This is a genomic window from Cryobacterium sp. N19, from assembly GCF_002929595.1.
In the GTDB taxonomy this organism is placed as follows: Bacteria; Actinomycetota; Actinomycetes; order Actinomycetales; family Microbacteriaceae; genus Cryobacterium; species Cryobacterium flavum.
This window is the reverse complement of the sequence record NZ_PJJR01000051.1, coordinates 127,882-149,811: the sequence shown is the minus strand read 5'-3', so window position 1 is coordinate 149,811 and position 21,930 is coordinate 127,882. Positions and strand designations below refer to the sequence as shown.

Below are 21,930 nucleotides of genomic sequence, written 5' to 3'. Positions count from 1 at the left end.
ACAACTGCGGAAATTCCCGTTTCGAGCGGGCGAGACGCCCTGATTTCGCACAAATATTTGCGAAGTTTCCGCAGTTACGCACACTTACTCCGGTACCACAGCTGGCGTTACGCCAGCAGGGACTGCTCGGCGGCCTTCACTACGTTGGAGAGCAGCATGGCGCGGGTCATCGGGCCGACGCCGCGCGGGTTCGGCGACAGGTGCCCGGCCACCGAGGCCACATCGGGGTGTACGTCGCCGGTCAGGCGGCCCTTGCCGGTGACCGGGTCCGTCACGCGGGTGACTCCCACGTCGAGCACGGCGGCACCCGGCTTGATCCAGTCGGCCTGAATCAGGTGCGGCACGCCAACGGCGGCCACGACGATATCGGCCCGACGCACTTCGCCGGCAAGGTCGACCGTGCGCGAGTGGGTCAGCGTGACGGTCGCGTCGAGGCCCTTGCGGGTGAACAGCAGGCCGAGCGGGCGCCCCACGGTGAGGCCGCGGCCGACCACGACGACCTTCTGGCCCACGATCGGCACGTCGTGACGACGTAGCAGCTCGACGATGCCGGCCGGGGTGCACGGCAGCGGTGAGCGCAGTTCGCCCTCGATGCCGAGCACGAGCCGCCCGAGGTTGGTCGGGTGCAGGCCGTCAGCATCCTTCGACGGATCGATAAGCTCAAGCATCGCGTTCTCGTTATGACCAACGGGCAACGGCAGCTGGATGATGTAGCCCGTGACTTCGCGACTGTGATTGAGGTCGTTGATCGCCGCGCGCACGTCGGCGCTCGTCGCCGAGCCGGGCAGGTCGATGCGCAGCGACTCGATGCCGACCTCGGCGCAGTCGCGGTGCTTGCCCGCCACATAGGTCTCAGAACCCGGGTCATTACCCACGAGCAGGGTTGCCAGGCCGGGCACGACGCCGTGCGAGCGCAGCGCCGCGATGCGGTCCCGCAGCTCGGCCTTGATGTCGGAGGCGGTCTTGACCCCGTCGAGTGTGATTGCCGTCATCGTGGATCCCTACTGTTGTGGTTCAGTTCGGTGCCGTACTTCGGTTCGCTTGGACGGGGCCCAGGCCCCGTCCAGTGGTGATTACCGGGTGCTTGCCGGGTTCATCGCAGGCGGGCGACAGCGGATGCCCAGCCGAGCGGCCGGCGACATCCATCTGCGAGAGCGGATGCCGCGGGCCAGTCAGCGGCATCCGCTTCGACGAAAGTTACTGCTGCAGGCCGGAGTAGAGCGGAAACGCCTGCGTCAGAGCGCCGACGCGGGTGCGGAGCGCTGCGATGTCGGCGCCGGGCTTGAGAGCCTCGGCGATGACGTCGGCGACCTCAGTGAACTCGGCGTCGCCGAATCCGCGGGTGGCCAGGGCGGGCGTGCCGATGCGGAGGCCCGAGGTGACCATCGGCGGGCGCGGGTCGAACGGAACCGAGTTGCGGTTCACGGTGATGCCCACCTCGTGCAGGGCATCCTCGGCCTGCTGGCCGTTGATCTCGGAGTGGCGCAGGTCGGCGAGCACGAGGTGCACGTCAGTGCCGCCGGTGAGCACATCGATGCCGTGGGCACGCGAGTCGTCGGCGGTGAGACGGTCGGCGAGGATGCTGGCACCGCGCAGGGTGCGCTCCTGGCGTTCCTTGAACTCGGGCTCGGCGGCGAGCTTGAACGCGGTCGCCTTGGCGGCGATCACGTGCATGAGCGGGCCGCCCTGCTGGCCGGGGAACACGTTCGAGTTGAGTTTCTTGGCCAGGGCCATGTCGCGCGAGAGGATGAACCCAGAGCGCGGGCCGGCGAGGGTCTTGTGCACGGTGCTCGACACGACGTCGGCGTAGGGCACGGGCGAGGGGTGCAGGCCGGCGGCGACGAGTCCGGCGAAGTGGGCCATGTCAACCCAGAGCAGCGCGCCGACCTCATCGGCGATGGCGCGGAAGGCCTCGAAGTCGAGGTGGCGCGGGTACGCCGACCAGCCGGCGATGATGACCTTCGGCCTGCTCTCGAGCGCCTTGTCGCGCACGACATCCATGTCGACGCGGAAGGTTTCCGGGTCGACGCCGTAGGCGACCGGGTTGTACAGCTTGCCCGAGAAGTTGAGCTTCATGCCGTGGGTGAGGTGGCCTCCGTGGGCCAGCTCGAGGCCGAGAATCGTGTCGCCGGGGGTGGCGATGGCGGAGAGCACTGCCGCGTTGGCGGTGGCGCCAGAGTGCGGCTGCACGTTCGCGTAGGCGGCGCCGAAGAGGCTCTTGGCGCGGTCGATGGCGAGCTGCTCGGCGACGTCGACGTACTCGCAGCCGCCGTAGTAGCGGCGCCCCGGGTAGCCCTCGGCGTACTTGTTGGTGAGCACGGAGCCCTGCGACTGCAGCACGGCGCGCGGAACGAAGTTCTCGCTCGCGATCATTTCGAGGTAGTCGCGCTGGCGACCGAGCTCCTGCTCGAGCACGGCGGCGATCTCGGGGTCAACGACCGAGAGCGGTTCGTTGAAGGTTGACTTCAAGACAGTGGCGGAATCAGGCACGGAGTTCTCCTTATATATGGATGTTGCGGCCCAGGCGTGCGGCCACTAACCGTGTCAGTCGCTCCCCGATGGTGACCCATCTTCGTGCTACGCCAGTTGCGACCCGATTAGTATATCAGCGGATGCCCGCGCCCGCCGCCCAAACATCCGCTCGCGCCTCGTGGCACGCGTCCAGGAAGCTGGCACTGGTTGCAACGCCTGCCAGCTTCGGGGGCACGTGCCGTGAATCTCGAAGGCCGGGAATAGCCGCGCAGGTTCTACCGTTACGATAGATATACATGCAGACGCATAGAAAGTTGGAGGATGGCATGCAGTTCGGAATCTTCACGGTCGGGGACATCACCAGCGACCCCACCACGGGCGACACCCCCACCGAGAACGCCCGGATCAAAGCCATGGTCGCCATCGCGCAGAAGGCCGAGGAGGTCGGTCTCGACGTCTTCGCCACCGGCGAGCACCACAACCCGCCGTTCGTGCCGTCGTCGCCGACCACCATGCTCGGCTACATCGCCGCGAAAACCAAACGCATCATCCTCTCCACCGCGACCACGCTGATCACCACGAGCGACCCGGTGAAAATCGCCGAGGACTTCGCCATGCTGCAGCACCTCGCCGACGGCCGGGTGGACCTCACCCTGGGCCGCGGCAACACCGGCCCGGTCTACCCGTGGTTCGGCAAGGACATCCGCGAGGGCATCCCGCTCGCGCTGGAGAACTACGCCCTGCTCCGCCGGCTCTGGCGTGAAAACTTCGTCGACTGGGAAGGCCAGTTCCGCACCCCGCTGCAGGGTTTCCAGTCCACCCCGCGCCCACTCAACGGCGTGCCCCCGTTCGTCTGGCACGGCAGTATCCGCAGCCCCGAAATCGCCGAACAGGCCGCGTACTACGGCGACGGATTCTTCTCCAACCACATCTTCTGGCCCGCCTCGCACACCGCGAAGATGGTGCAGTACTATCGCCAACGCTTCGAACACTACGGCCACGGCACCGCCGCACAGGCCATCGTCGGGCTCGGCGGCCAGGTGTTCATGAGCAAGAACTCGCAGGATGCCAAGCGCCACTTCCGCCCGTACTTCGACAACGCCCCGGTCTACGGCAACGGCCCGAGCATGGAGGACTTCACCTCGCAGACCCCGCTCACCGTGGGCAGCCCGCAGGAAGTCATCGACCGTACCCTCGGATTCCGCGACTACGTCGGCGACTACCAGCGCCAGCTCTGGTTGATGGACCACGCCGGCCTGCCGCTGAAGACTGTACTCGAGCAACTCGACCTGCTCGGCGAAGAGGTCGTGCCCGTGCTGCGCCGCGAGTTTGCGAAGAACCGCCCGGTCGACGTACCGGATGGCCCCACTCACGAATCCCTGCGCCTCGCCGCCCACACTCCGGTTGCCGCTACGACCGCGCTGCCTGACGACCTCGACACCGCCGCCGCCGCCATCGCACCCGCCCGAACCGGCGCCGCCTTCGGCCTCACCCGCACCACGCAGACCGGAGCCTGAGATGACCACGACCGAGCGCACCCTCGCGGTCGTTTCGGCCGGCCTGAGCCAGCCGTCATCAACTCGGCTGCTCGCCGACAAGCTCACCGCTGCCACCGTGGCGCGGCTGACCGACGAGGGTGTCACGACCCAAGTGGTGACCTACGAGCTGCGCGACTACGCGCAGGACGTGATGAACAACATGCTCACCGGTTTCGCCAGCCCGCGGCTGCAAACGATGATCGAGGTCGTCACCGCGGCCGACGGCCTCATCGCCGTCACACCGATCTTCACGACCAGTTACAGCGGCCTGTTCAAGACGTTCTTCGACGTGATCGACAACCGCTCTCTCACCGACCAGCCGGTTCTGATCGGCGCGACCGCGGGAACGGCCCGGCATTCCCTGGCCCTCGACTACGCGCTGCGCCCTATGTTCACCTACCTGCACGCCGTTGTCGTGCCCACCTCGGTGTTCGCCGCCTCGGAGGACTGGGGCAGCGGCGACGGCGGAGTGGACAGCCGGCTGGCCACCCTGCCCGCCCGCATCGAGAGGGCGGCCGGTGAGCTGGCGACCTTGGTGGCCGCGTCGGACCGGTCGAGCCGCGTGCCCGACCCGTTCGAGCTGCCGGCCGGCTTCAACCCTGCCGGTTTCAGCCCGTCTCGATAGTCACGGCACTCGTTCCAGGTCATGGCACCCCTACGTAGAGTGCCCTGATCTCTAACCGGTGCCGCGACGCGGGCACGTACGTCAGCAGCCGGGTCCGCGAGGGTTGGCGTTGCAGTCTTCGGCCACGAGCACAGTGGATTCCGTCGCGGAGGGTACGGTGAAGATGCCGTCGACGGGTCGCCAGCCCTGGTCGCCGAAGCTGTAGTCGGCGCGGTAGTCGACAGTGAGGGTGACCGAGTAGCTGCCCCTCGCGGCGTACTTGTGGCTGGTGGGGGTGCTGGAAAATTCGGTTAGGCCGAGGTCGGCCCAGCTCGCCCCACCGTCGGCGGATACCGCTGTCGTGCCGTCGCCGTAGTCCCAGCGGTAGCCGATCGGCGTGAACATCACCTGGGCCGGTTCGCCCAGCAGTAGTCCTTCGCCGATCTGAGCGGATGCCCCGGCCCAGAAGTTCGCGGCCAGCCCAACGATCGCCCAGCCATTGGGCTCCATGCCGGTGGGGGCGGGGTAGGCGGGAAAGTTCTGCAGGTCGGAGACTCGCACGATGGTATCGGGAGAGCATCCGGCGCACGGGACCGCGGGTGCGTTGTGCTGGGCCAAAGGCAGAAATGTGCCGTTGCCGCAAGGAATCGTTTCGATTCCGGGCTTCATCGGGTCGCCGTTTGCGCACACTGTCGGCAGCGCGGGAGTGACCGACCCTCCACCGGAACCGTGCTGCTTGCCGGCAGACTTGCCGCTTCCTCGTACGCTAGACCCCGTGGCGGTCTCTGCGGTCAGGTCAACGCCCGGTCCGGCCACAACGGCATGCGAAGCGGGACATGTACCGTCCGTTGTTTCAGCTCGGGTACACCCCACAGCGGTTGCCGCTACTGGAGATCCAATAATGCCGAAGGCTACGAGCGCGATGCAAGCACTCAACAGAAGTTTCGACCGGACCATACGTTTTCCTTATCAACTAAGAGATGAGATGAGTTCGAATCGCTGGAGACGAAAGTCACCTGTAGCGGAATGCGAGTGAGCCGGTCGCTCGGCGTGACATCGATACCAGACGCATCGAACAGTCGAAGGCCTGAAACATCGGAACACATGTAGACCTCGACTTCTGCGTGGCCATCGCCTGCGTCTGTATACCTAATGAGCGCAATTGAATCAAAGGTGGAAGCACCTTCCCCAAGATGCCCCGCTGTCGTGAAATTCGCGAGTCCAGCGACAACCTGTGGCAAGTAACTTCTACTGACTGACGTGCTCAGCGCAGTCAAATTGTCGGGGCTGGTTTTGTGCGTCATCACGTCGTCCGAGAACGACGCATATGCGGCGTAAGCCTCAGTGGCCGTGGCCAGGGCCTCGTCGTTTGAGGCGAAGACGGGGGTAGTGTCGGTCGGTGCCGCCATCGCGTCAGGGACTGGCTTGGGTGTGGCGCTGGGTGCTGGGGCGGGTGTGGCGGAGCATCCGCTCAACGCGCCGGTCGCGAGGGCTATCAGGAGGGCGCTGAGCACGGCGTTGTGCAGCGTTTGGTGACGCGAGGGGTTTCGCATGGGGTCAGAGTAGACGGGTTACTACAATCCTGCCGAGTGTTTCCACAGGCTGGTGCGGAGGTCCAAATCAGGCTATGGGCAAAGCGAAACCCGAACCTCGGGTCGCCGGGCATCGCGTTTCGACCGTGCAAACCCCACGTGACGGGGCAACACCAACGTGCGCTGGGCCACAACGATCGTTCCGGTCAGCGTCGAAGAACGAGAGATCGCCGAAGACTCATCGACTTGTCGAAACATTTCTTTGGGTTTTCTTTGCCGGTTTTGCCGGTGTTGTGCTTTTATAAGTGATATTTTCTCGTGTCGGTGGTTGGGTATTGAGTTGAAGCATGAACAACCTGGCGATGGAGCTCACTCGGGCGGCGAATGCTGTCGCCGCTCTCGGTGGGTCCAGCGCTGAATTCGCCGGACTGTCCGATACAGAGGTGCTCGCCGCGCGCGTGCCGATTGCGGCGTTGTTGCGGCTGACGAACACGGCGGCCGCCCTGCTGGCGGGTACGAACGCGGAACGGTCCCGGCCGCAGCTAGGACAGTCCGGTTTGGCAGCACGGCCGGGGTTCGGCAACCCGACGTTGATGGTGCAGCACGCCACCGGTCTCAGCCGCATCGAAGCGGGACGGCTGGTCGCCGTCGGCGTGCTGATGAGCGAGACGGAGACGGCCGAGCGGGACGCCGCGGCAGCCCGCGAAGCGACGCCGGCTGAAACCACGGGCGCCACCCAGACCACGAAGAACACGCGCGCGGCTAAGGCCACCGGGCCGTTTGGGTACTTTGAGGGAAGCCCGGCCCCCCGTATCGAAAGAGACGATCGACCGACATCTGTGCGACGCCGGTTACCTCGGCATCCTGTTCAGCCAGGACGGCCAGCCCCTCAACGTCGGACGCGACGAACGCCTGTTCAACCGGGACCAACGCCGAGCCCTCGCCGCCTGCGCCGGCGGATGCCGCTGGCCCGGCTGCAATCGACCACCGTCCTGGTCGGAAGCGCATCACGTCGAAAACTGGGCTGACCTCAGACTTTCTAACATCGACCACGCCATCCTGCTCTGCGCCCACCACCACCTGCTGCTCCACAACAAGCACTGGAAGATCCTTCTCTTGGGAGGCTTGTACTGGCTGCACCCCCCGGTCGAGATCGACCCTGAGCAGACGCTGATCGCGCTGCCCAGCAAGAACCCCCTCCTGCAGGTGCCCCTCGTGCAGGAGCCCATGCTGCTCTAGCCGCCGCGGTAGAACGTTGCCCGTGCGCCACCGCAAGCCGGGTCGCGTTGGACGATGCCGGTCTCGGCGAGCTCGACCAGCGACATGTCAGGGCCACACACGCAACGTCACATTGGACGATGGCGATCTCGTCTTGGGCCCACCTTATGACCGCGGGCCCAGTTTATAAACTGGGCCCAGGGACGGGGCCCAGGCCCCGACCGCAAAAAGAGCACCGACGCGCGACCCGACAAACACCCGTGCGGCGCACCGGTCGACGGGTCAGCGATCGGCGGGTCAGCGGTCGGCCCGGCGGTCCTTCAGCTCGTCGACAATGAGCAGGTCTGGCCGCAGGTGCTCGGTCTCGTACGCGGCCCGGCCCACCAGGTGCGCGGCCATCGGCGCGGTCAGGGCCTGGAAGACCACAATCGCGACCACGAGAGTCACGGTTCCGACCGAGAAATTGTTGATCGCGACATCCGCTGTCACCGCCATGAGCCCGAAAATCTGCGGCTTGGTCGCGGCGTGCAGTCGCGACAGTACGTCGGGAAAACGGATGAGCCCGATTCCGGCGGCCAGGCACATGGTCGCGCCGGCTAGCACGAGAATTGCGGTCAGCACATCGTGCAGAACGGCGCTCATGCGTTGTCCCGACCGGGCAGAAAGCGGGCGACGCTGAGCGAACCGAGCACCGCGAACAGCGCCAGCACGAGCAGCACCGGCAGGGTGTCGGTGTGCCGGTTCAGGGCCATCTCGGCGCCGAGGGCGCAGATGATGGTCGCCACGAGCACGTCGGAGGCGATGACCCGGTCGAGCACGCTCGGTCCAATGACGATGCGGTACACCGACAGGAGCGCCCCGACCGCGAACATGACCGACGCGACCACGGCCACAATCTGCAACATCATGACAATTCCTTTCCTGATCGACGAGCACTGAGCCGGTTTGCGGGCAGCACCCCGCGCATCCGCTCGACGTCTTCGTGCGAGCCGAACCCGCGCACGATGCGCCGTTCGGTGTCGAGTACGCGCCGCCGAAACTGCTCGATATCGCTGGCGCTCTGCATATTCAGCACGTGCAGGTACAGGATGGACGATTCCCGGTCGATGTCGACGACGATCGAGCCGGGCACGATCGAGGTGGCCACCGCCGTCCAGGTTAGAATTAGGTCGCTGCGCGTGCGCAGCCGTATCTCCAGGATCGCGTTCGACGTGACCAGCCGGGGCTTGACCGCGAGCCAGGACACGTCGACCGACGCCCGCACGATGTCCACGATGAGCCGCACGAAGAACACCACGGTGTGCAGCGGATGCACGCGCCCGCTCAGCTGCACCGGCACCAAATAAAACGCCACGGTCACGACGATTCCCACGACGAGCCCGACCAGCAGGTTGAGCCAGGAGAACTCGCCCCAGAGCAGCATCCACAGCACGATCAGGGCGATCAGCGGCGGAATTTGATTGCCGACGGCTTCGAGGCGCTCGCGCGGAGTGGTCACTTGGCGCCGCCCTCGAAGTTGGTGCCCACATTACTGTCGGCGATCGACCCGGTTCCGTTCGGGAACACGGCATCGATGTAGGTCGACGGCGAGCTGATGTTGGCGGCGGCCCGGGTGGCGAGGTCGAAGATCGGACCGGCGAACACGGTCAGGCCGAGGGCCAGCACGAGCATGGACGTGGTCGCACCGACCATGAGCGGGGAAACCGTCTTCTTCAGCACGATGCCCTCGTCCTGCGGGTCTTCCACGAGCGACGCCGACATCGACGAGGTGTAGTCCTTCACTTGTTTCTTCGGCCGCCAGAACGCCATGTTCCAGGCCCGGGCCAGGGCGTAGAGGGTGAGCAGCGAGGTCAGTGCGCCCACGCCGATCAGCACGTAGATGATCGGGTCGCCCACGATCGTGCCGGCCTGAAACAGGGCGATCTTGCCGAGAAAGCCGGAGAACGGCGGGATCCCACCGAGGTTGAGCGCGCCCAGAAAGAACAAAATGGCCACGAGCGGTGACGATTTCAGCAGTCCGCCGAGCCGCGACAGCGAGGTGGTGCCGCCGACCCGGTCGATCAGGCCCGCCGCGAGAAACAGGGTGGTCTGCACGGTGATGTGGTGCACGACGTAGAAGATGGTCGCGGCAATGGCGAGTGGGGTGCCGATGGCGATGCCGAAGAGCATGTAGCCGATGTGGCTGACCAGGGTGAATGAGAGCAGCCGTTTGATGTCGGCCTGGGCGAGCGCTCCCAGAATGCCGACCAGCAGGGTCAGCCCCGCCACGATCATGAGTGGCATCGAGAACTGATTGTCTGGAAAGAACAGGGTCTGGGTGCGCAGGATCGCGTAGACACCGACCTTGGTGAGCAGCCCGGCGAACACCGCGGTGACCGGCGCCGGGGCGGTCGGGTAGGAGTCCGGCAGCCAGAACGACATCGGGAACACGGCGGCTTTCACCCCGAAGGCGATGAGCAGCAGCAGCCCGAGGATCAGCTGAATGTCGGCGGGGAGGTCGGGCATCCGCTCGGCGATGAGGGCGAGGGTGACCGTGCCGGTGGCCCCGTAGATGAGGGCGATCGCGCTGAGAAACAGCAGCGACGAGACCAGGCTCACGACGATGTAGGTGATGCCCACGCGAATGCGCGCGCCGGTACCGCCGAGGGTGAGAAGCACGTAGCTCGCCGACAGCAGCATCTCGAAACCGACATACATGGTGAACAGGTCACCGGCAACGAAGGCGTTGAACAAGCCGGCGGCCAACACGAGATACGTGGGGTGAAAGATCGAGACTGGAGTCTCGGTGTCACCGTCGACGATGCCCTGGCCCACCGCGAACAGCAGCACGCCGAGCAGCATGAGCGCCGAGATGAGCAGCATGAGCGCCGAGAGTCGGTCGACGACGAGCACGATGCCCCACGGCGCTTCCCAGCCCCCGACCTGCACCACGACGGTTCCAAACCGGTCCACCAGCGCAAGCAGCACTGCGCTCATCACCGTGGCGGCGGCGAGGCTCAGCACGCTCACCAGCACCTGCAGGCGACGACGCTGGCCGAGCATCAGCGCGACGGCGGCACCGAGCAGCGGCAGGCAGACGATGAGGGGTACGAGGGCGGTCATCGCGCATCTCCCTCGGGCTTTTTCGACGCAGCGCGAGCGGATGCGCCGGCGCTGCCGGCCGCATCCGCTTTGCTGGAGACGGTGTCTTCATCGCTCGTGGCGCCGTCGCCGCGCTCGAAGTCATCGATCGACTCGGCGACCGCGTCGTCATCATCGGAGGAGGAGCGGAAGGTGGCGTCGGCTTCGTCGGCACTCTCGGTGGCGTGCTCGTCGGTGAGGGTGTCGCCCTCATCGCCGAGCTGGGCCAGCCACCACGAGCGATAGATCAGGGCGAGCAACAGCGCGGTGATGCCGAAGTTGATCACGATCGCGGTGAGCATGAGCACCTGCGGAATCGGGTCGACCATGTCGGCGACGCTCGAGCCGGTGACGATCGGCGAGCTTCCGGGCCGGCCGCTCATGATGAAGATGAGCAGGTTGGTGGCGTTGCCGACGAGTAGGAAGCCGATCAGTACCCGGGTGAGGCTGCGTTCGAGCATCACATAGACGCCGGCCGCGTACATGACGGCCATCACAATGACGAGGGTGAGGGAGGCGCTCATTGGGATGCTCCTCCGTTCGAGGAATCGTTCACGGGGCTGATGCTCACGCCGGCAGCCGTGTCGGTGGGAGGTTCGGCGTCGGTCGCCGGGGCCGGTCGCGGCCCGACCTCGTCATTTTCGCTCTGCCGGTCGATTTCGCTGCCGAGGCTGCGCAGAATGTCATAGGTCAGCCCGATGACAACGAGATACACGCCGATATCGAAGATGGTAGAGGTACCAAACGACAGGTCACCGAGCACGGGCACGGACGCCGTGAAGTAGGCCGATTCGAGCGGGATCCCGTCGAAGAACAGCGAGACGACGGCCATTCCCACGGCGAGAATCACTCCCAGACCCAGGATTTTGCCTGGATCGATCGGCGCCGCTTCGCTGAGCTCGTAGCGTCCGCCGGCCAGATACCGGGCCACCAAGGCCAGGCCGGCCAGCAGTCCGCCAGCGAACCCTCCGCCGGGCAGGTTGTGACCGGCGAACAGCAGGTAGATCGACACGATCATCGCGGGGTGGAAGAGCAACCGCACGAGCACTTCAATGAGAATCGACCGGCTGCTTGGGTCGTTTTTACGCCCGGCGAGGAGAAAAGCCTGCCGGGTGACGGCGTGGCCCTCACTCGATAGCTCGGGGTCGGCGACGACGCGACGACGGTTCGCCACCGAGCGCAGGCTGCGGGATTCCTTCAACCTGGGCACGACCGAGTTGCGGCCCGACACGAACAGCAGGCTCGCAACGCCCGTGGCCACGACGATGAGCACCGAGACCTCACCCATGGTGTCCCAGGCGCGAATGTCCACGAGCATCACGTTGACGATGTTGTCGCCGTGCCCGTCGTCGACCGACAATCGGGGCAGTGCGCCGGCGATACTCGCGAAGTCCCGCGCCCCGAGCGCGATGAACCCAATGGTGCCCATGACCAGGCCGACCAGGCTGCCGATCAGCAGGCGACGCTTGCGGCGCACCGGTTTGTTGTGCTGGGCGATGTTCGCGGGCAGTCGGCGCAGCACGAGCACGAAGATCACCAGGGTGATCGACTCGACTAGGGCCTGAGTGAGGGCGAGGTCTGGTGCCCCGTGAAAAGCGAACAGGGCGACCAGGCCGTAACCGGTGACGCCTGCAAGAATCACGGCGGTCATCCGCTGCCCGACCCTGGCCGCCATCACCGCGCAGATTCCCATAATCAGGGCAATCAGTACCTGACCTGGGTAGTCCCACAGCACGATCGCGTCCGGCCAGGTGCGGTTGACGAAGGCCGCAAAACCGAGGGCCAGCACGAAGACGGTAAGGATGGTGCCGAGGTACTGCGGGAGTCCGCCCTGCTGCGCGAAGTGGGTGACGCGGGCCGCGATGCGGTCGACGGCGCGGATGGCCTTGCCGTAACCGCGGCCGGCGTCGATGTAGTCGGGAACCCTCGCCTGCAGTTTCGACACGCCGCGGCGGGCTCGAAACAGCAGCGCGCCGAGCAGCAGCACGGCCGCACTCAGGTAGAGGGCCGGCTCGAGCCCGTGCCACAGCGCGAGATGGTACGGCGGTTCGGTGACGCTGCCGGCGCCCGGAACGGTGTCGGCATAGGGCGCGAGCAGCGGATCGAGCATGGAGGCGAACAGACCAAGACCAATGGTCGCGACGGTGAGCACCCCGGGCGCGAGCAGGGTGTCCCAGGGGCTCGCGTGCAGCACGGTCTGGGGCTGTTCCTTGCGCCTGCCGAAGGCCCCCCAGAAGAAACGGATGCTGTATGCCACCGTCAACACGGACCCGACGGCCGTGCCGATGAGCGCCGCGTAGCCCCAGCCGGACCCGCCGACGCCGGCGTCGAGCAGGGAGGTGAACACAGCCTCCTTGGCGACGAAGCCGAACAACGGCGGCAGGCCGGCCATCGACGCGACAGCGATGAGCGCGATGACGGCGAGGCCGGGAGCTGTGCGACCGACGCCGCTGAGCTTCCGCCAGTCGCGGGTGCCGGCCCGGTGGTCGATCACGCCGACGACGAGGAACAACGTGGCCTTGTAGAGGGCGTGAGCGAGCAGCAGAGCGGCGCCGGCGAGGGCGGTGTCGCGGGTGTTGAAGCCGATCGCGATCATGAGAAAGCCAAGCTGGCTGACCGTGCCGTAGGCGAGCAGAAGTTTGAGGTCGTACTGGCGCAGGGCCCGCCAGGCGCCGACGACCATGGTCCAGACGCCGAGGGTGACGAGCACCGGCAGCCAGCCGTCGCTGTCGGCGTAGCCAGGGGCGAGCCGGGCGACGATGTAGATGCCGGCCTTGACCATGGCGGCGGCATGCAGGTACGCGCTCACCGGGGTCGGCGCGGCCATCGCGGCCGGCAGCCAGAAGTGGAACGGCACCAGCGCACTCTTGGAAAGCGCACCGACCAGGATCAGCAGCACGGCCCAGGTGCCCATGGTGCCCGTCACCGGGTTGGCCACGATATAGGCGAGGCTCGTAGTGCCGGAGGCGACCGAGATCATCACAACACCGACCAGCATGACCAGCCCGCCGAAGGTCGTCACGATCAGCGCCTGCAGGGCGGCGCCGCGGCTCTCGCGTTTATGCGTGTAATGCCCGATCAGCAGATAGGAGAGCACGCTCGTGATCTCCCAAAACATGAACATGATCACCAGGTCGTCCGCGGTGACGAGGCCGTACATGGTGCCGGCAAAGGCGAGCAGCAGCGCGGCGAACCGGCCGAGGCTGGGCTCGTCGTCGGCGAAATACCGCGCGCAATAGATAAGGACGAGGGCGCCGATGCCCGTCACGACGAGGGCGAGCAGCCAGGCCAGCGTGTCGACCCGAAAAGACAGGCTGATACCGAGCTGCGGAATCCACGGGATCGACTGGGTCACGGCCCCGCCGGCGGTGACCGTGGCGGTCTGGGTGAGCGTGTACGCGAAGGCCCCGGCCGGCAGCAGGGCGATCAGATAGAAGACGCGGGTGCCGAGACGCCGGGTAAGCCAAGGCGTGAGCACCGAAAGAACGACAAACGCGAGGAGGAAAAGAACCATGCGGCCTCCAGGCTTGTCAGGTCGGGGTATGAAGGTCTAGTCTACCCGCCTACAGGCGGCCCCCCGCCGGGGGTTCTGGCAACGCGCTCAGCGCAGGGCTCGGGGCCGCAGAGTAGGGTTGCGCTATCCCCCGGCCGACGCCGCACACCGCCAGAAGCGCGCGTGCGTGCAGTTTCCGGCCACTTCCCGCGCCACTCGAATCGTTTCTCACACGAAGCCTTCTGCGTGACCGGCCAGCGAAATCGAGTACCGTTTTGAGCCCCACCCGCGGCCAGCAGCCCTCATCCATGCCCGCGTCGGGCGATTCGTCGTCGGAACCGCACGGTCACCACGACCACGCGATTCCGCCCGAAGAAACCCCGTTCGAGCACATCGAAGACGCCCTGAGCGTGCACGAGGATGACGCCCTGCACAAGGGACTCAAGTCTCGCCACGTGCAGATGATCGCGATCGGCGGTGCGATCGGCACCGGCCTGTTCCTCGGTGCCGGCGGACGCCTCGCCAGCGCCGGTCCCGCCCTGGTGTTCGTCTACGCGATCTGCGGTTTCTTCGCCTTCCTCATCCTGCGGGCGCTCGGCGAACTGGTGCTGCACCGCCCGAGCTCCGGCTCCTTCGTGTCGTACGCGCGCGAATTCTTCGGCGAGAAGACTGCTTTCGTCACCGGTTGGCTGTACTGGCTCAACTGGGCCATGACGGCGATCGTCGACGTGACCGCGGTGGCGCTGTACATGAATTTCTTCGCCACCTACTGGGCGCCGTTCGGCGAGGTGCCGCAGTGGCTGTACGCCCTCGCCGCACTCGCCCTGGTGCTCTCGCTCAACCTGCTCTCGGTCAAGGTGTTCGGTGAGATGGAATTCTGGTTCGCCCTGATCAAGGTGCTCGCCATCGTGGCATTCCTGATCGTCGGAACCTGGATGGTCATCTTCGGCACGCCGCTCGACGGGGCCACCGCCGGTTTTGCGCTGATCGGCGAAAACGGGGGCTGGCTGCCCAACGGGCTGATCGCATCCGTTCTGGTGGTGCAGGGCGTTGTGTTCGCGTATGCCTCGATCGAGCTGGTCGGAACGACGGCCGGGGAGACGAAGAACCCCGAGAAGGTCATGCCGAAGGCCATCAACACGGTCATCATTCGCATTGCGGTGTTCTACGTGGGGTCCATTCTGCTGCTCTCGCTGTTGTTGCCGTACACGGCATATAAAGCCGGCGAAAGCCCGTTCGTCACGTTCTTCGGCACGATCGGCATCGACGGCGTCGACGTGATCATGAACCTCGTCGTTCTCACCGCGGCCTTGTCGTCGCTGAACGCCGGTCTATATTCCACCGGGCGCATACTTCGATCGATGTCGCTTGCCGGCTCAGCGCCGCGTTTCGCGGGCAAGATCAGCCGCAACGGAGTGCCGTTCGGCGGCATCCTGCTGACCGGGGTCGTGACCCTGCTCGGGGTGGGCCTGAACGCCATCGTGCCTGACGAAGCTTTCGAGATCGTGCTGAACATGGCGGCGATCGGCATCGTGAGCGCCTGGGGCATGATCGTGCTGTGCCAGCTGAGGTTGCAGGCCTGGGCCAAACGCGGCATTGTGGTGCGCCCGGTGTTCCGCATGCCGTGGGCGCCGTACTCGGGCTATCTGACGCTCGTGTTCCTGGCCGGTGTGCTCGTGCTGATGGCGTTCGACTGGCCGGTCGGCACCCTCACGATCAGCTCGCTCGTGCTCATCGTTCCGGGACTGATGATCGGCTGGTACGCCTGCCGCGGTCGCATTCTCGAGATCGCCGCAGCCCGCGACGGCTTCACCGGCCGCGTGCCGGTCGTGGCCAACCGTCCGCTCTCCGACCGTTCGCGCGACTAAGCGGATGCGGCCTGGCGCGCCTGGGCGCGCTGCGTCATGAGGTCAGTGACCACCACGAGCACGAGGGCAACGACCAGCAGCCCCACGTAGACCAACGGCACCCGCTCGAGCCCGACGCTGTCGATCAGCACCGCACCGAGCAGTGCACCACCGCCGATGCCGGCGTTGAACGCGGTGGTGTAGAAGGCGCTTGCGGTATCGCGGATGCGCGGCGACGCGGCGTGCAGCATCCGGGTCTGCATCAGCGGAGGGAGCATGCCGAACGCCATGCCCCAGAGCACGAATGCGATGAGCGCCACCGGCAGGGTCGCCGTGAACGCGGCGAGCAGGCTCACGCTGAGGGCGCTCACGGCGAGGCCGAGAATGAGGCCGAGGCTCGGGCGCGGGCCGAAGACCGTGCCGACGAGCAGTAGTCCCACCGCGCCGGCCACACCGTAGGCGAACAGCATCGGGGCCAGCAGTTCGGGGTCAATATTGAGCCCGTCGAGCAGGAACGGCGCGATGTAGGTGTAAAAGCTGTAGTGGCCGATCATGGTGATGCCGGTGATGATACAGATCAGCACCACGGCCGGCACGGTCGCGTCGCGCGGCTGACGGGTTTTCGGTGCGTGAGCGGATGCCGCGGCGCCGGTGGAATACCGCGCGACCGGTGGTAGAAACTTCCAGACCAGAACCGCACCCACGAGCATCAGGCCGGCGAGCACGACGAAGGAGAGCCGCCAGCCGAGCAGGTGTCCGCCCGCGGTGCCGAGCGGCACCCCGAACACGAACGCGAGCGTGCCGCCGGCGACCGTGATCGAGACGGCGCGACCGATCTGCGCTTTCGGCACGAGGTGCCCGGCATAGGCACCCACCACCGACCAGAACAGTCCGTGCGCGACGCCGCCGAGCACGCGCGCGGCGACGACGAACTCGTAGGTCGGCGCGATGGCGGTGAGAATATTGCTCACCGCGAAGATGATGAGCACGACGATGATCAGCCCGTGCCGCGGAAAGCGGCGGGTCCAGATGGCGACCGGTGCGCTCGTGAGCACCACCGTGAACGCGAACCAGGAGACCAGCAGCCCGATCTGCGATTGGGCGACACCCAGGCTGCGACTCATCTCGGGGAGCAGCCCGGTCGGCAGCATTTCACTCGTGACCGAGAGAAAAACGGCGGCAGACAGGGTCATCAAACCGACCCAGGGAAACGGCGGTTCAACCCGGTCTGAGCGAACGGACGGCGCGACCGGGATCGAGCCGGTGGGCAAAAAGATATTGGCGGTGTTGGTCATGGCTGCATTCGAACTGGGCCGAAGAGGACGACCGGTGGGACCATTCACACCGAGATCGAAGCCACTCGACTGCGCGCCGACGTGCGCGCCCGGGGCCGACTTGTTCAGTGCGACCAACAGGTAGTCTACCCAAAGCCGGTGAGGCGGCAACTGGGCGGGCCGCGGCATCCGCTCTCACGCCGGGTATTCTGGCCCAATGACTTCTTCGACCCCGCACCACTGGGTAATCACGCTGGTCTGTGCTGACCAGCCCGGCATTGTGCACGCCGTCAGCGGCGCGATCGTGCTGGCGCAGGGCAATATCTCGGAGAGCCAGCAGTTCTCCAGCGATGACACCGGACGGTTCTTCATGCGGTTGCAGGTGCAGTCGCCGGCGACCAGGCCCGAGCTCGAGGCGGCGCTCGCGCCGGTAATCGAACGTTATGCGATGGCGTCGATCATCGATGTCGTCGGGCGTCCGCTGCGCACGCTCGTGCTCGCTTCCTCGGCCGGTCATTGCGTCAACGATCTGCTGTTTCGCCAGCGCGGCGGGCAGCTGCCGGTGGAGATTCCGCTCGTGCTCAGCAATCACGGCACGCTGCGCGACCTCGTGGGGTTCTACGGGGTGCCGTTCGAATCGCTGCCCATAACGGATGCCGCCAGCAAGGCCGACTTCGAAGCGCGCGTCATCGAGGCGGTCGACGACCTCGACATCGAACTCGTCGTGCTCGCCCGGTACATGCAGATTCTGTCGCCGGAACTGTGCGCGCGGCTCGGCGGGCGGGCGATCAACATTCACCACTCGTTCCTGCCGGGGTTCAAGGGGGCCAACCCCTACCGCCAGGCGCACGCGCGCGGCGTGAAGCTCATTGGTGCGACCGCGCACTTTGTGACCGGCAACCTCGACGAGGGTCCGATCATCGAGCAGAACGTGGTGCGGGTCGATCACTCACGCACTCCGGCGGAGCTCGTGTCGATCGGACAAGATGAGGAGAGCCGCACCCTCACTCAGGCGGTCAAGTGGTTCGCCGAGAACCGCGTGCTGCTCGACGGGGCCCGCACGATCATCTTCAAGTAGCGGACGGGGCCCAGGCCCCGTCCACGGGCCCAGGTTATAAACTGGGCCCAGGGTCCGGGCCTGGGCCCCGTCCGCAGCGCGGGTCCGGAACGCGCGCCCAGAATGTGCGCCCGGAACGCGAGGCCACAGCGCATCGCTAGGATTGACTAGTGACAGATACGCGCGACCTGCCGAAAATCGGCCCCAACGACATGCTCCGGTTCGTGCTCGAACTCTTCGCCTTCGTCAGCCTCGGAATCTGGGGGTTCGTCGCCTGGCCCCTCCCCTGGCCCGGCATTCTGTTCGGCCTCGCCACTCCCGCCTTCGCCATCCTGGTCTGGGCGCTGTTCCGCTCGCCCCGGGCCGTGTTCCGCCTCGATCCATTCGGCAAGGCCGTCATCGAGATCGCCATCTTCGGCTCGGCCGCGCTCGCCTGGTGGGATCTGGGCCTGCCCATCATCACCGTAATCTTCGCCGTCGTCGCCACGGCCAGCGGCATTATCTCCGGCCGTAAAGAGCTTCGCTAACCCCTCCCACTAGAGCAATGCTGAACGGGTCAATCGGGCACGTGCGGTGCACCCTCGCCGGCTAGGCCAACCAGGCGACCGCAGCAGCGACATCGGATTCGGCGATACCGTGGCCACCGGCGCGCAGCTCCTGCTGCACCCGCGCGCCCTGCGCTTCCAGAACCTCCACGAGGCTCTGCACACTGGCAAGCGGTGCCATCGGGTCGCTGTGACCATTCAGCAGCAGCACAGCGGATGCCGCCAGCTCGCTCGCCGCGACCCGCGCGCCGATCGCATGCTTCACCTCGCTCGCATCCGCTGACACGTCGAGCGGGTGCATCCCCGAGAAAGCGATCACCCGCGCCACCACCTCGGGATGCAGCAGGGCCAGGGCGAGGGCGATGTTGGCGCCGTTGGAGAACCCGACGGCAACGAGCGAACGGTCGCCCAACTCGTAGTAGTCCCGGGCCCAGACCAGGAATCCGGCTAGGTCGTCGGCTCGCCGGGCGACATCTTCGGTATCGAAGACACCTTCCGACAGCCGACGGAACCAGCGATTCATGCCGTTCTCTGCCGCGCGTCCGCGTGGGGCGAGCACTGAGGCCGTCGGGTCGAGCGCGGCGGCGAGCCCACTGATCTGCTGCTCGTCGCCGCCGGTTCCGTGCAGCATGAGCAGTACCGGAGCGTCGGGCGAACCCGCCCGAAACAGGTGCGGCCAGTCCGGTGTCACGTCACTCATTCGTGAGCCGCGGCGGCTGCCAGCGCCGCGGCATCCGCCAGCCCCGGGTTGTTCTCGGCGGGCACCGTGACGGGCGCGACCGCGTTCTCGATGGCCTCACGGCTCGGCTCGAGCCACGGCGGAAGCTTAAGCGACCGACCGAGTTCGAGCAGCGGCTCATCGATGTCGAAGCCGGGGGTGTCCGTGGCAATTTCGAATAATACGCCGCCGGGTTCGCGAAAGTAGATCGAGGTGAAGTAGTCCCGGTCGAGAATGGCGGTCACACCATAACCGCTGTCCACGAGCTGTTCGCGCCATTCGGCCTGGGTGGCCCGGTCGGGCACCCGGAACGCCACGTGGTGCACGGTTCCGCCAGCGGTCAGTCCCGGCTCGCCGGCCGGGTCGGCGAGCACGTCGACGAGGTTGCCGGCCGCACCATCACCGGCCCCGACGCGGATGCGGCCATCCGATTCGGAGATGACATGCATGCCGAGGTCAGCCGTGAGCACCTGCACGGTCTTCGCCGGGTCGGCCACCGTGAGCACCGAGGAGTGCTGGCCGCGCACCGCAAATTCGGCGGGAACGGATGCGGAATCCCACGGATTGCGCGGATCCACGGTCGACGATGCCACAAGGTCGAGCTGCAGGCCATCGGGGTCGCGCAGCGAAAGGCGCTCCTCGTGCGAGGAGTGTCCGGTCACCGCAGATTCCACGCCGAGCGCGGCGAAGTGTGCTTTCCACCAGCCGAGGCTGCCGGCCGGAACCGAGAACGCGGTGGTCGTCGACTGCCCGGCACCGGTGCGTCCGCTGCGAATGCCGGCCCACGGAAAGAAGGTGAGTAGTGATCCGGGCCGGCCGGAGTCATCGCCGTAGTAGAGGTGATACGTGCCCGGGTCGTCGAAGTTGACGGTTCGTTTGACGAGGCGCAGGCCCAGTCCGGTCACGTAGAAGTCGATGTTGCGCTGCGGGTCGCCCGCAATCGCGGTGACGTGGTGCAGTCCGCTGGTCTGGACGGTCATGGCTAGTCTCCTTGGCAGATCAATCGTTCGTTGTTTATGCAAACGCATGTATCTGCTGTGGTATTCCCACTCGTCCCATGCCCGCCGGAATTCGTGCGCGCGTTTTCGGGGACTAGTTCAGGAAATCGGTTTCGCTGGCCAGGGAACGCCTCCGACTCCTGCGGAAGCTCGGTGGGCCGCACCGGACTTTCCTGAATCAGCCACGCGCATCCGCTGTTACGCGACGGCGAGGCGCTCCGACGGCATCCGCAGCGCGTACGCCGCCGCAATGACCAGGAAAACCCCGCCCACCGCGAACCCGGCCGAGAACGAGAAGGTATCAACCAGCAAGCCGGCGACGAGCGGACCGACGATCGCACCGGCATCCGCGCACATGGAGAACACCGACACCGGGCGTCCCCCGCGAGCGCCGGCAGCATCGCCCACCGCTGCGGCCGGCGCGGTGCCCATGAACGCCGCGGCGACCCCGTAGACGCAGAGCAGGACGCCGAGCACCCAGATGTTCGGCGCGAACGAGATGGCCACGATCGCCAGCCCGGCCACGGTGAATGCCCCGATGATTGCCGGTTTACGCCCGACCGTATCGACGAACCGGGCGGCCGGCGCCAGCGCGAGTGCCTGGGCCACCGCCGCGGCCGCGAGAGCGATGCCGGTCCACGAGCTGGTCCCGCCGAGCACCACCACCACAAACAGCGGAATGAGCGTCGTGCGTACCCCGAGGGACGTCCAGCCCTGGGCGAAGTTGGCGATGCAGGCCGCGCGAAAGCGCTCGTCGCGCAACACGGTGCGAAACGGCGTGCGCACAGCGGATGCGTCGGCCGCGGCGAGCGCGCTGCCCCGCCCGCCGGAACGCAGCAGGAACAGCCCAACCAGGCCCGCCACGGTGAGGGTGCCAGCGTAGAAGAAGAACGGTGCGGTCAGGGAGATGGTCGCGAGCAGGCTGCCGATCGCCGGGCCAGCCATGCCACCGATCAGGAATCCGCCCTGATAGAACCCGATCGCACGGGCCCGCCGGCCCGGCTCAGCCGTGCGCAGCAGCAGTGTCATGGCCGACACCGAGAACATGGCCGAGCCGATGCCGCCCGCACCGCGCAGCAGCAAGAGTTGCACGTAGCTGTCGGCCGCGCCGACCAGTCCACTGGAGAGCGCGACAATTCCGATGCCGATGGCGAGCACGCTGCGCTCCCCCGCCCAGTCGATCAGGCGGCCACAGACCGGGCTGAACACGAAACGCATAAGCGCGAACGCCGAGACGACCGCACCGACCTCGAGGTTGCCGACCCCGAAGCTCTGCACGTAGACCGGAAGCACCGGAACCACAACCCCGAACCCGACCATCACGAAGAATGCGATGACGCCGAGCACGATCACGTCCCGGTTCAGCCGCGGCTTCGGGCTCGCGCCGGTTGCGCCCGATCCGGCTACAGCGGATGCCCGGGGTCGCCCCCGCATCCATCCCGCCGCTCGCATCCCTACAGCTTAAGCTGCCGCGTGCCCGCCCGGGCCCGAAAAGTACGAACACGCACAACTCG

20 protein-coding genes and 1 riboswitch are annotated in these 21,930 nt (G+C 66.4%); of the genes, 6 read left to right on the top strand and 14 right to left on the bottom strand.

Annotation, left to right across the window (positions count from 1 at the left end; translation table 11 throughout):
• Positions 1 to 107: 107 nt before the first annotated feature.
• Together CXY78_RS12335 and glyA are read right to left on the bottom strand one after the other, a co-directional pair.
• On the bottom strand, positions 108 to 992 hold the full coding sequence (locus CXY78_RS12335) for a bifunctional methylenetetrahydrofolate dehydrogenase/methenyltetrahydrofolate cyclohydrolase (protein WP_104089568.1): 885 nt from the start codon (positions 990 to 992) through the stop codon (positions 108 to 110).
• Positions 993 to 1,197: 205 nt separating this feature from the next.
• A complete protein-coding gene (glyA, locus tag CXY78_RS12330; protein WP_276326780.1) occupies positions 1,198 to 2,490 on the bottom strand; it encodes a serine hydroxymethyltransferase in 1,293 nt (430 codons plus the stop codon).
• Positions 2,491 to 2,511: 21 nt separating this feature from the next.
• Positions 2,512 to 2,600: riboswitch (ZMP/ZTP riboswitch) on the bottom strand.
• Between the two features lie 198 nt (positions 2,601 to 2,798).
• Here glyA and CXY78_RS12325 point away from each other — a divergent pair.
• Positions 2,799 to 3,989 carry an LLM class flavin-dependent oxidoreductase gene (locus CXY78_RS12325; protein ID WP_104089567.1) on the top strand — a complete coding sequence of 397 codons (1,191 nt, stop codon included), beginning with the start codon at positions 2,799 to 2,801 and terminating at the stop codon, positions 3,987 to 3,989.
• Between the two features lies 1 nt (position 3,990).
• A complete protein-coding gene (locus CXY78_RS12320) occupies positions 3,991 to 4,635 on the top strand; it encodes an FMN reductase (protein ID WP_104089565.1) in 645 nt (214 codons plus the stop codon).
• 81 nt (positions 4,636 to 4,716) lie between these two features.
• Here the strand turns inward: CXY78_RS12320 and CXY78_RS12315 are convergent, their stop codons facing one another.
• Positions 4,717 to 5,283 carry a PKD domain-containing protein gene (locus CXY78_RS12315; protein WP_140425702.1) on the bottom strand — a complete coding sequence of 189 codons (567 nt, stop codon included), beginning with the start codon at positions 5,281 to 5,283 and terminating at the stop codon, positions 4,717 to 4,719.
• Between the two features lie 263 nt (positions 5,284 to 5,546).
• Positions 5,547 to 6,167, bottom strand: coding sequence for a hypothetical protein (locus tag CXY78_RS12310; RefSeq protein WP_104089562.1), 621 nt, complete (start codon positions 6,165 to 6,167; stop codon positions 5,547 to 5,549).
• 759 nt (positions 6,168 to 6,926) lie between these two features.
• On the opposite strand from CXY78_RS12310, the gene CXY78_RS12305 reads away from it, so the two are divergent.
• Positions 6,927 to 7,385, top strand: coding sequence for a hypothetical protein (locus CXY78_RS12305; RefSeq protein WP_104089561.1), 459 nt, complete (start codon positions 6,927 to 6,929; stop codon positions 7,383 to 7,385).
• Positions 7,386 to 7,661: 276 nt separating this feature from the next.
• On the opposite strand, the gene mnhG is transcribed toward CXY78_RS12305, so the two are convergent.
• The 6 genes from mnhG to CXY78_RS12275 are packed head-to-tail and all read right to left on the bottom strand — an operon-like array spanning position 7,662 to position 13,998.
• Positions 7,662 to 8,006, bottom strand: coding sequence for a monovalent cation/H(+) antiporter subunit G (gene mnhG / locus CXY78_RS12300; RefSeq protein WP_092339272.1), 345 nt, complete (start codon positions 8,004 to 8,006; stop codon positions 7,662 to 7,664).
• Complete coding sequence (locus tag CXY78_RS12295) at positions 8,003 to 8,272, bottom strand: monovalent cation/H+ antiporter complex subunit F (protein WP_338061543.1); 270 nt, start codon at positions 8,270 to 8,272, stop codon at positions 8,003 to 8,005. The genes mnhG and CXY78_RS12295 overlap by 4 nt, the downstream gene beginning before the upstream one ends.
• Entirely contained in the window at positions 8,269 to 8,862 is a 594-nt protein-coding gene (locus CXY78_RS12290; protein WP_104089559.1) for a Na+/H+ antiporter subunit E, read from the bottom strand. Before CXY78_RS12290 ends, CXY78_RS12295 begins: the two co-directional genes overlap by 4 nt.
• Positions 8,859 to 10,466 (bottom strand): Na+/H+ antiporter subunit D, encoded by a 1,608-nt coding sequence (locus tag CXY78_RS12285; protein ID WP_104089558.1) that lies wholly within the window; start codon positions 10,464 to 10,466, stop codon positions 8,859 to 8,861. Before CXY78_RS12285 ends, CXY78_RS12290 begins: the two co-directional genes overlap by 4 nt.
• Positions 10,463 to 11,008 carry a sodium:proton antiporter gene (locus tag CXY78_RS12280; protein ID WP_092339278.1) on the bottom strand — a complete coding sequence of 182 codons (546 nt, stop codon included), beginning with the start codon at positions 11,006 to 11,008 and terminating at the stop codon, positions 10,463 to 10,465. The genes CXY78_RS12285 and CXY78_RS12280 overlap by 4 nt, the downstream gene beginning before the upstream one ends.
• On the bottom strand, positions 11,005 to 13,998 hold the full coding sequence (locus CXY78_RS12275; RefSeq protein ID WP_104089557.1) for a Na+/H+ antiporter subunit A: 2,994 nt from the start codon (positions 13,996 to 13,998) through the stop codon (positions 11,005 to 11,007). Before CXY78_RS12275 ends, CXY78_RS12280 begins: the two co-directional genes overlap by 4 nt.
• 287 nt (positions 13,999 to 14,285) lie before the next feature.
• Between CXY78_RS12275 and CXY78_RS12270 the strand changes: the two genes are divergently transcribed.
• The gene (locus CXY78_RS12270; RefSeq protein WP_104089807.1) at positions 14,286 to 15,845 is read left to right on the top strand and encodes an amino acid permease; all 1,560 of its coding nucleotides are present in this window, start codon (positions 14,286 to 14,288) and stop codon (positions 15,843 to 15,845) included.
• On the opposite strand, the gene CXY78_RS12265 is transcribed toward CXY78_RS12270, so the two are convergent.
• On the bottom strand, positions 15,842 to 17,119 hold the full coding sequence (locus CXY78_RS12265; RefSeq protein ID WP_092339511.1) for an MFS transporter: 1,278 nt from the start codon (positions 17,117 to 17,119) through the stop codon (positions 15,842 to 15,844). The two genes, CXY78_RS12270 and CXY78_RS12265, sit on opposite strands and share 4 nt — an antisense overlap.
• Positions 17,120 to 17,315: 196 nt before the next feature.
• Here CXY78_RS12265 and purU point away from each other — a divergent pair, with 196 nt between their 5' ends.
• Positions 17,316 to 18,176: a formyltetrahydrofolate deformylase gene (gene purU / locus CXY78_RS12260; RefSeq protein WP_104089555.1), complete on the top strand. Its 861-nt coding sequence runs from the start codon at positions 17,316 to 17,318 to the stop codon at positions 18,174 to 18,176.
• Between the two features lie 149 nt (positions 18,177 to 18,325).
• Entirely contained in the window at positions 18,326 to 18,682 is a 357-nt protein-coding gene (locus CXY78_RS12255; protein ID WP_233197351.1) for a YrdB family protein, read from the top strand.
• 61 nt (positions 18,683 to 18,743) lie between these two features.
• Here CXY78_RS12255 and CXY78_RS12250 read toward each other — a convergent pair whose 3' ends face one another.
• The 3 genes from CXY78_RS12250 to CXY78_RS12240 all read right to left on the bottom strand — a co-directional run bounded on the left by CXY78_RS12250 (position 18,744) and on the right by CXY78_RS12240 (position 21,868).
• Entirely contained in the window at positions 18,744 to 19,400 is a 657-nt protein-coding gene (locus tag CXY78_RS12250; protein ID WP_104089554.1) for an alpha/beta hydrolase, read from the bottom strand.
• Entirely contained in the window at positions 19,397 to 20,398 is a 1,002-nt protein-coding gene (locus tag CXY78_RS12245) for a ring-cleaving dioxygenase (protein WP_104089552.1), read from the bottom strand. Before CXY78_RS12245 ends, CXY78_RS12250 begins: the two co-directional genes overlap by 4 nt.
• A 216-nt stretch (positions 20,399 to 20,614) precedes the next feature.
• Entirely contained in the window at positions 20,615 to 21,868 is a 1,254-nt protein-coding gene (locus tag CXY78_RS12240) for an MFS transporter (RefSeq protein ID WP_233206178.1), read from the bottom strand.
• Positions 21,869 to 21,930 lie beyond the last annotated feature (62 nt).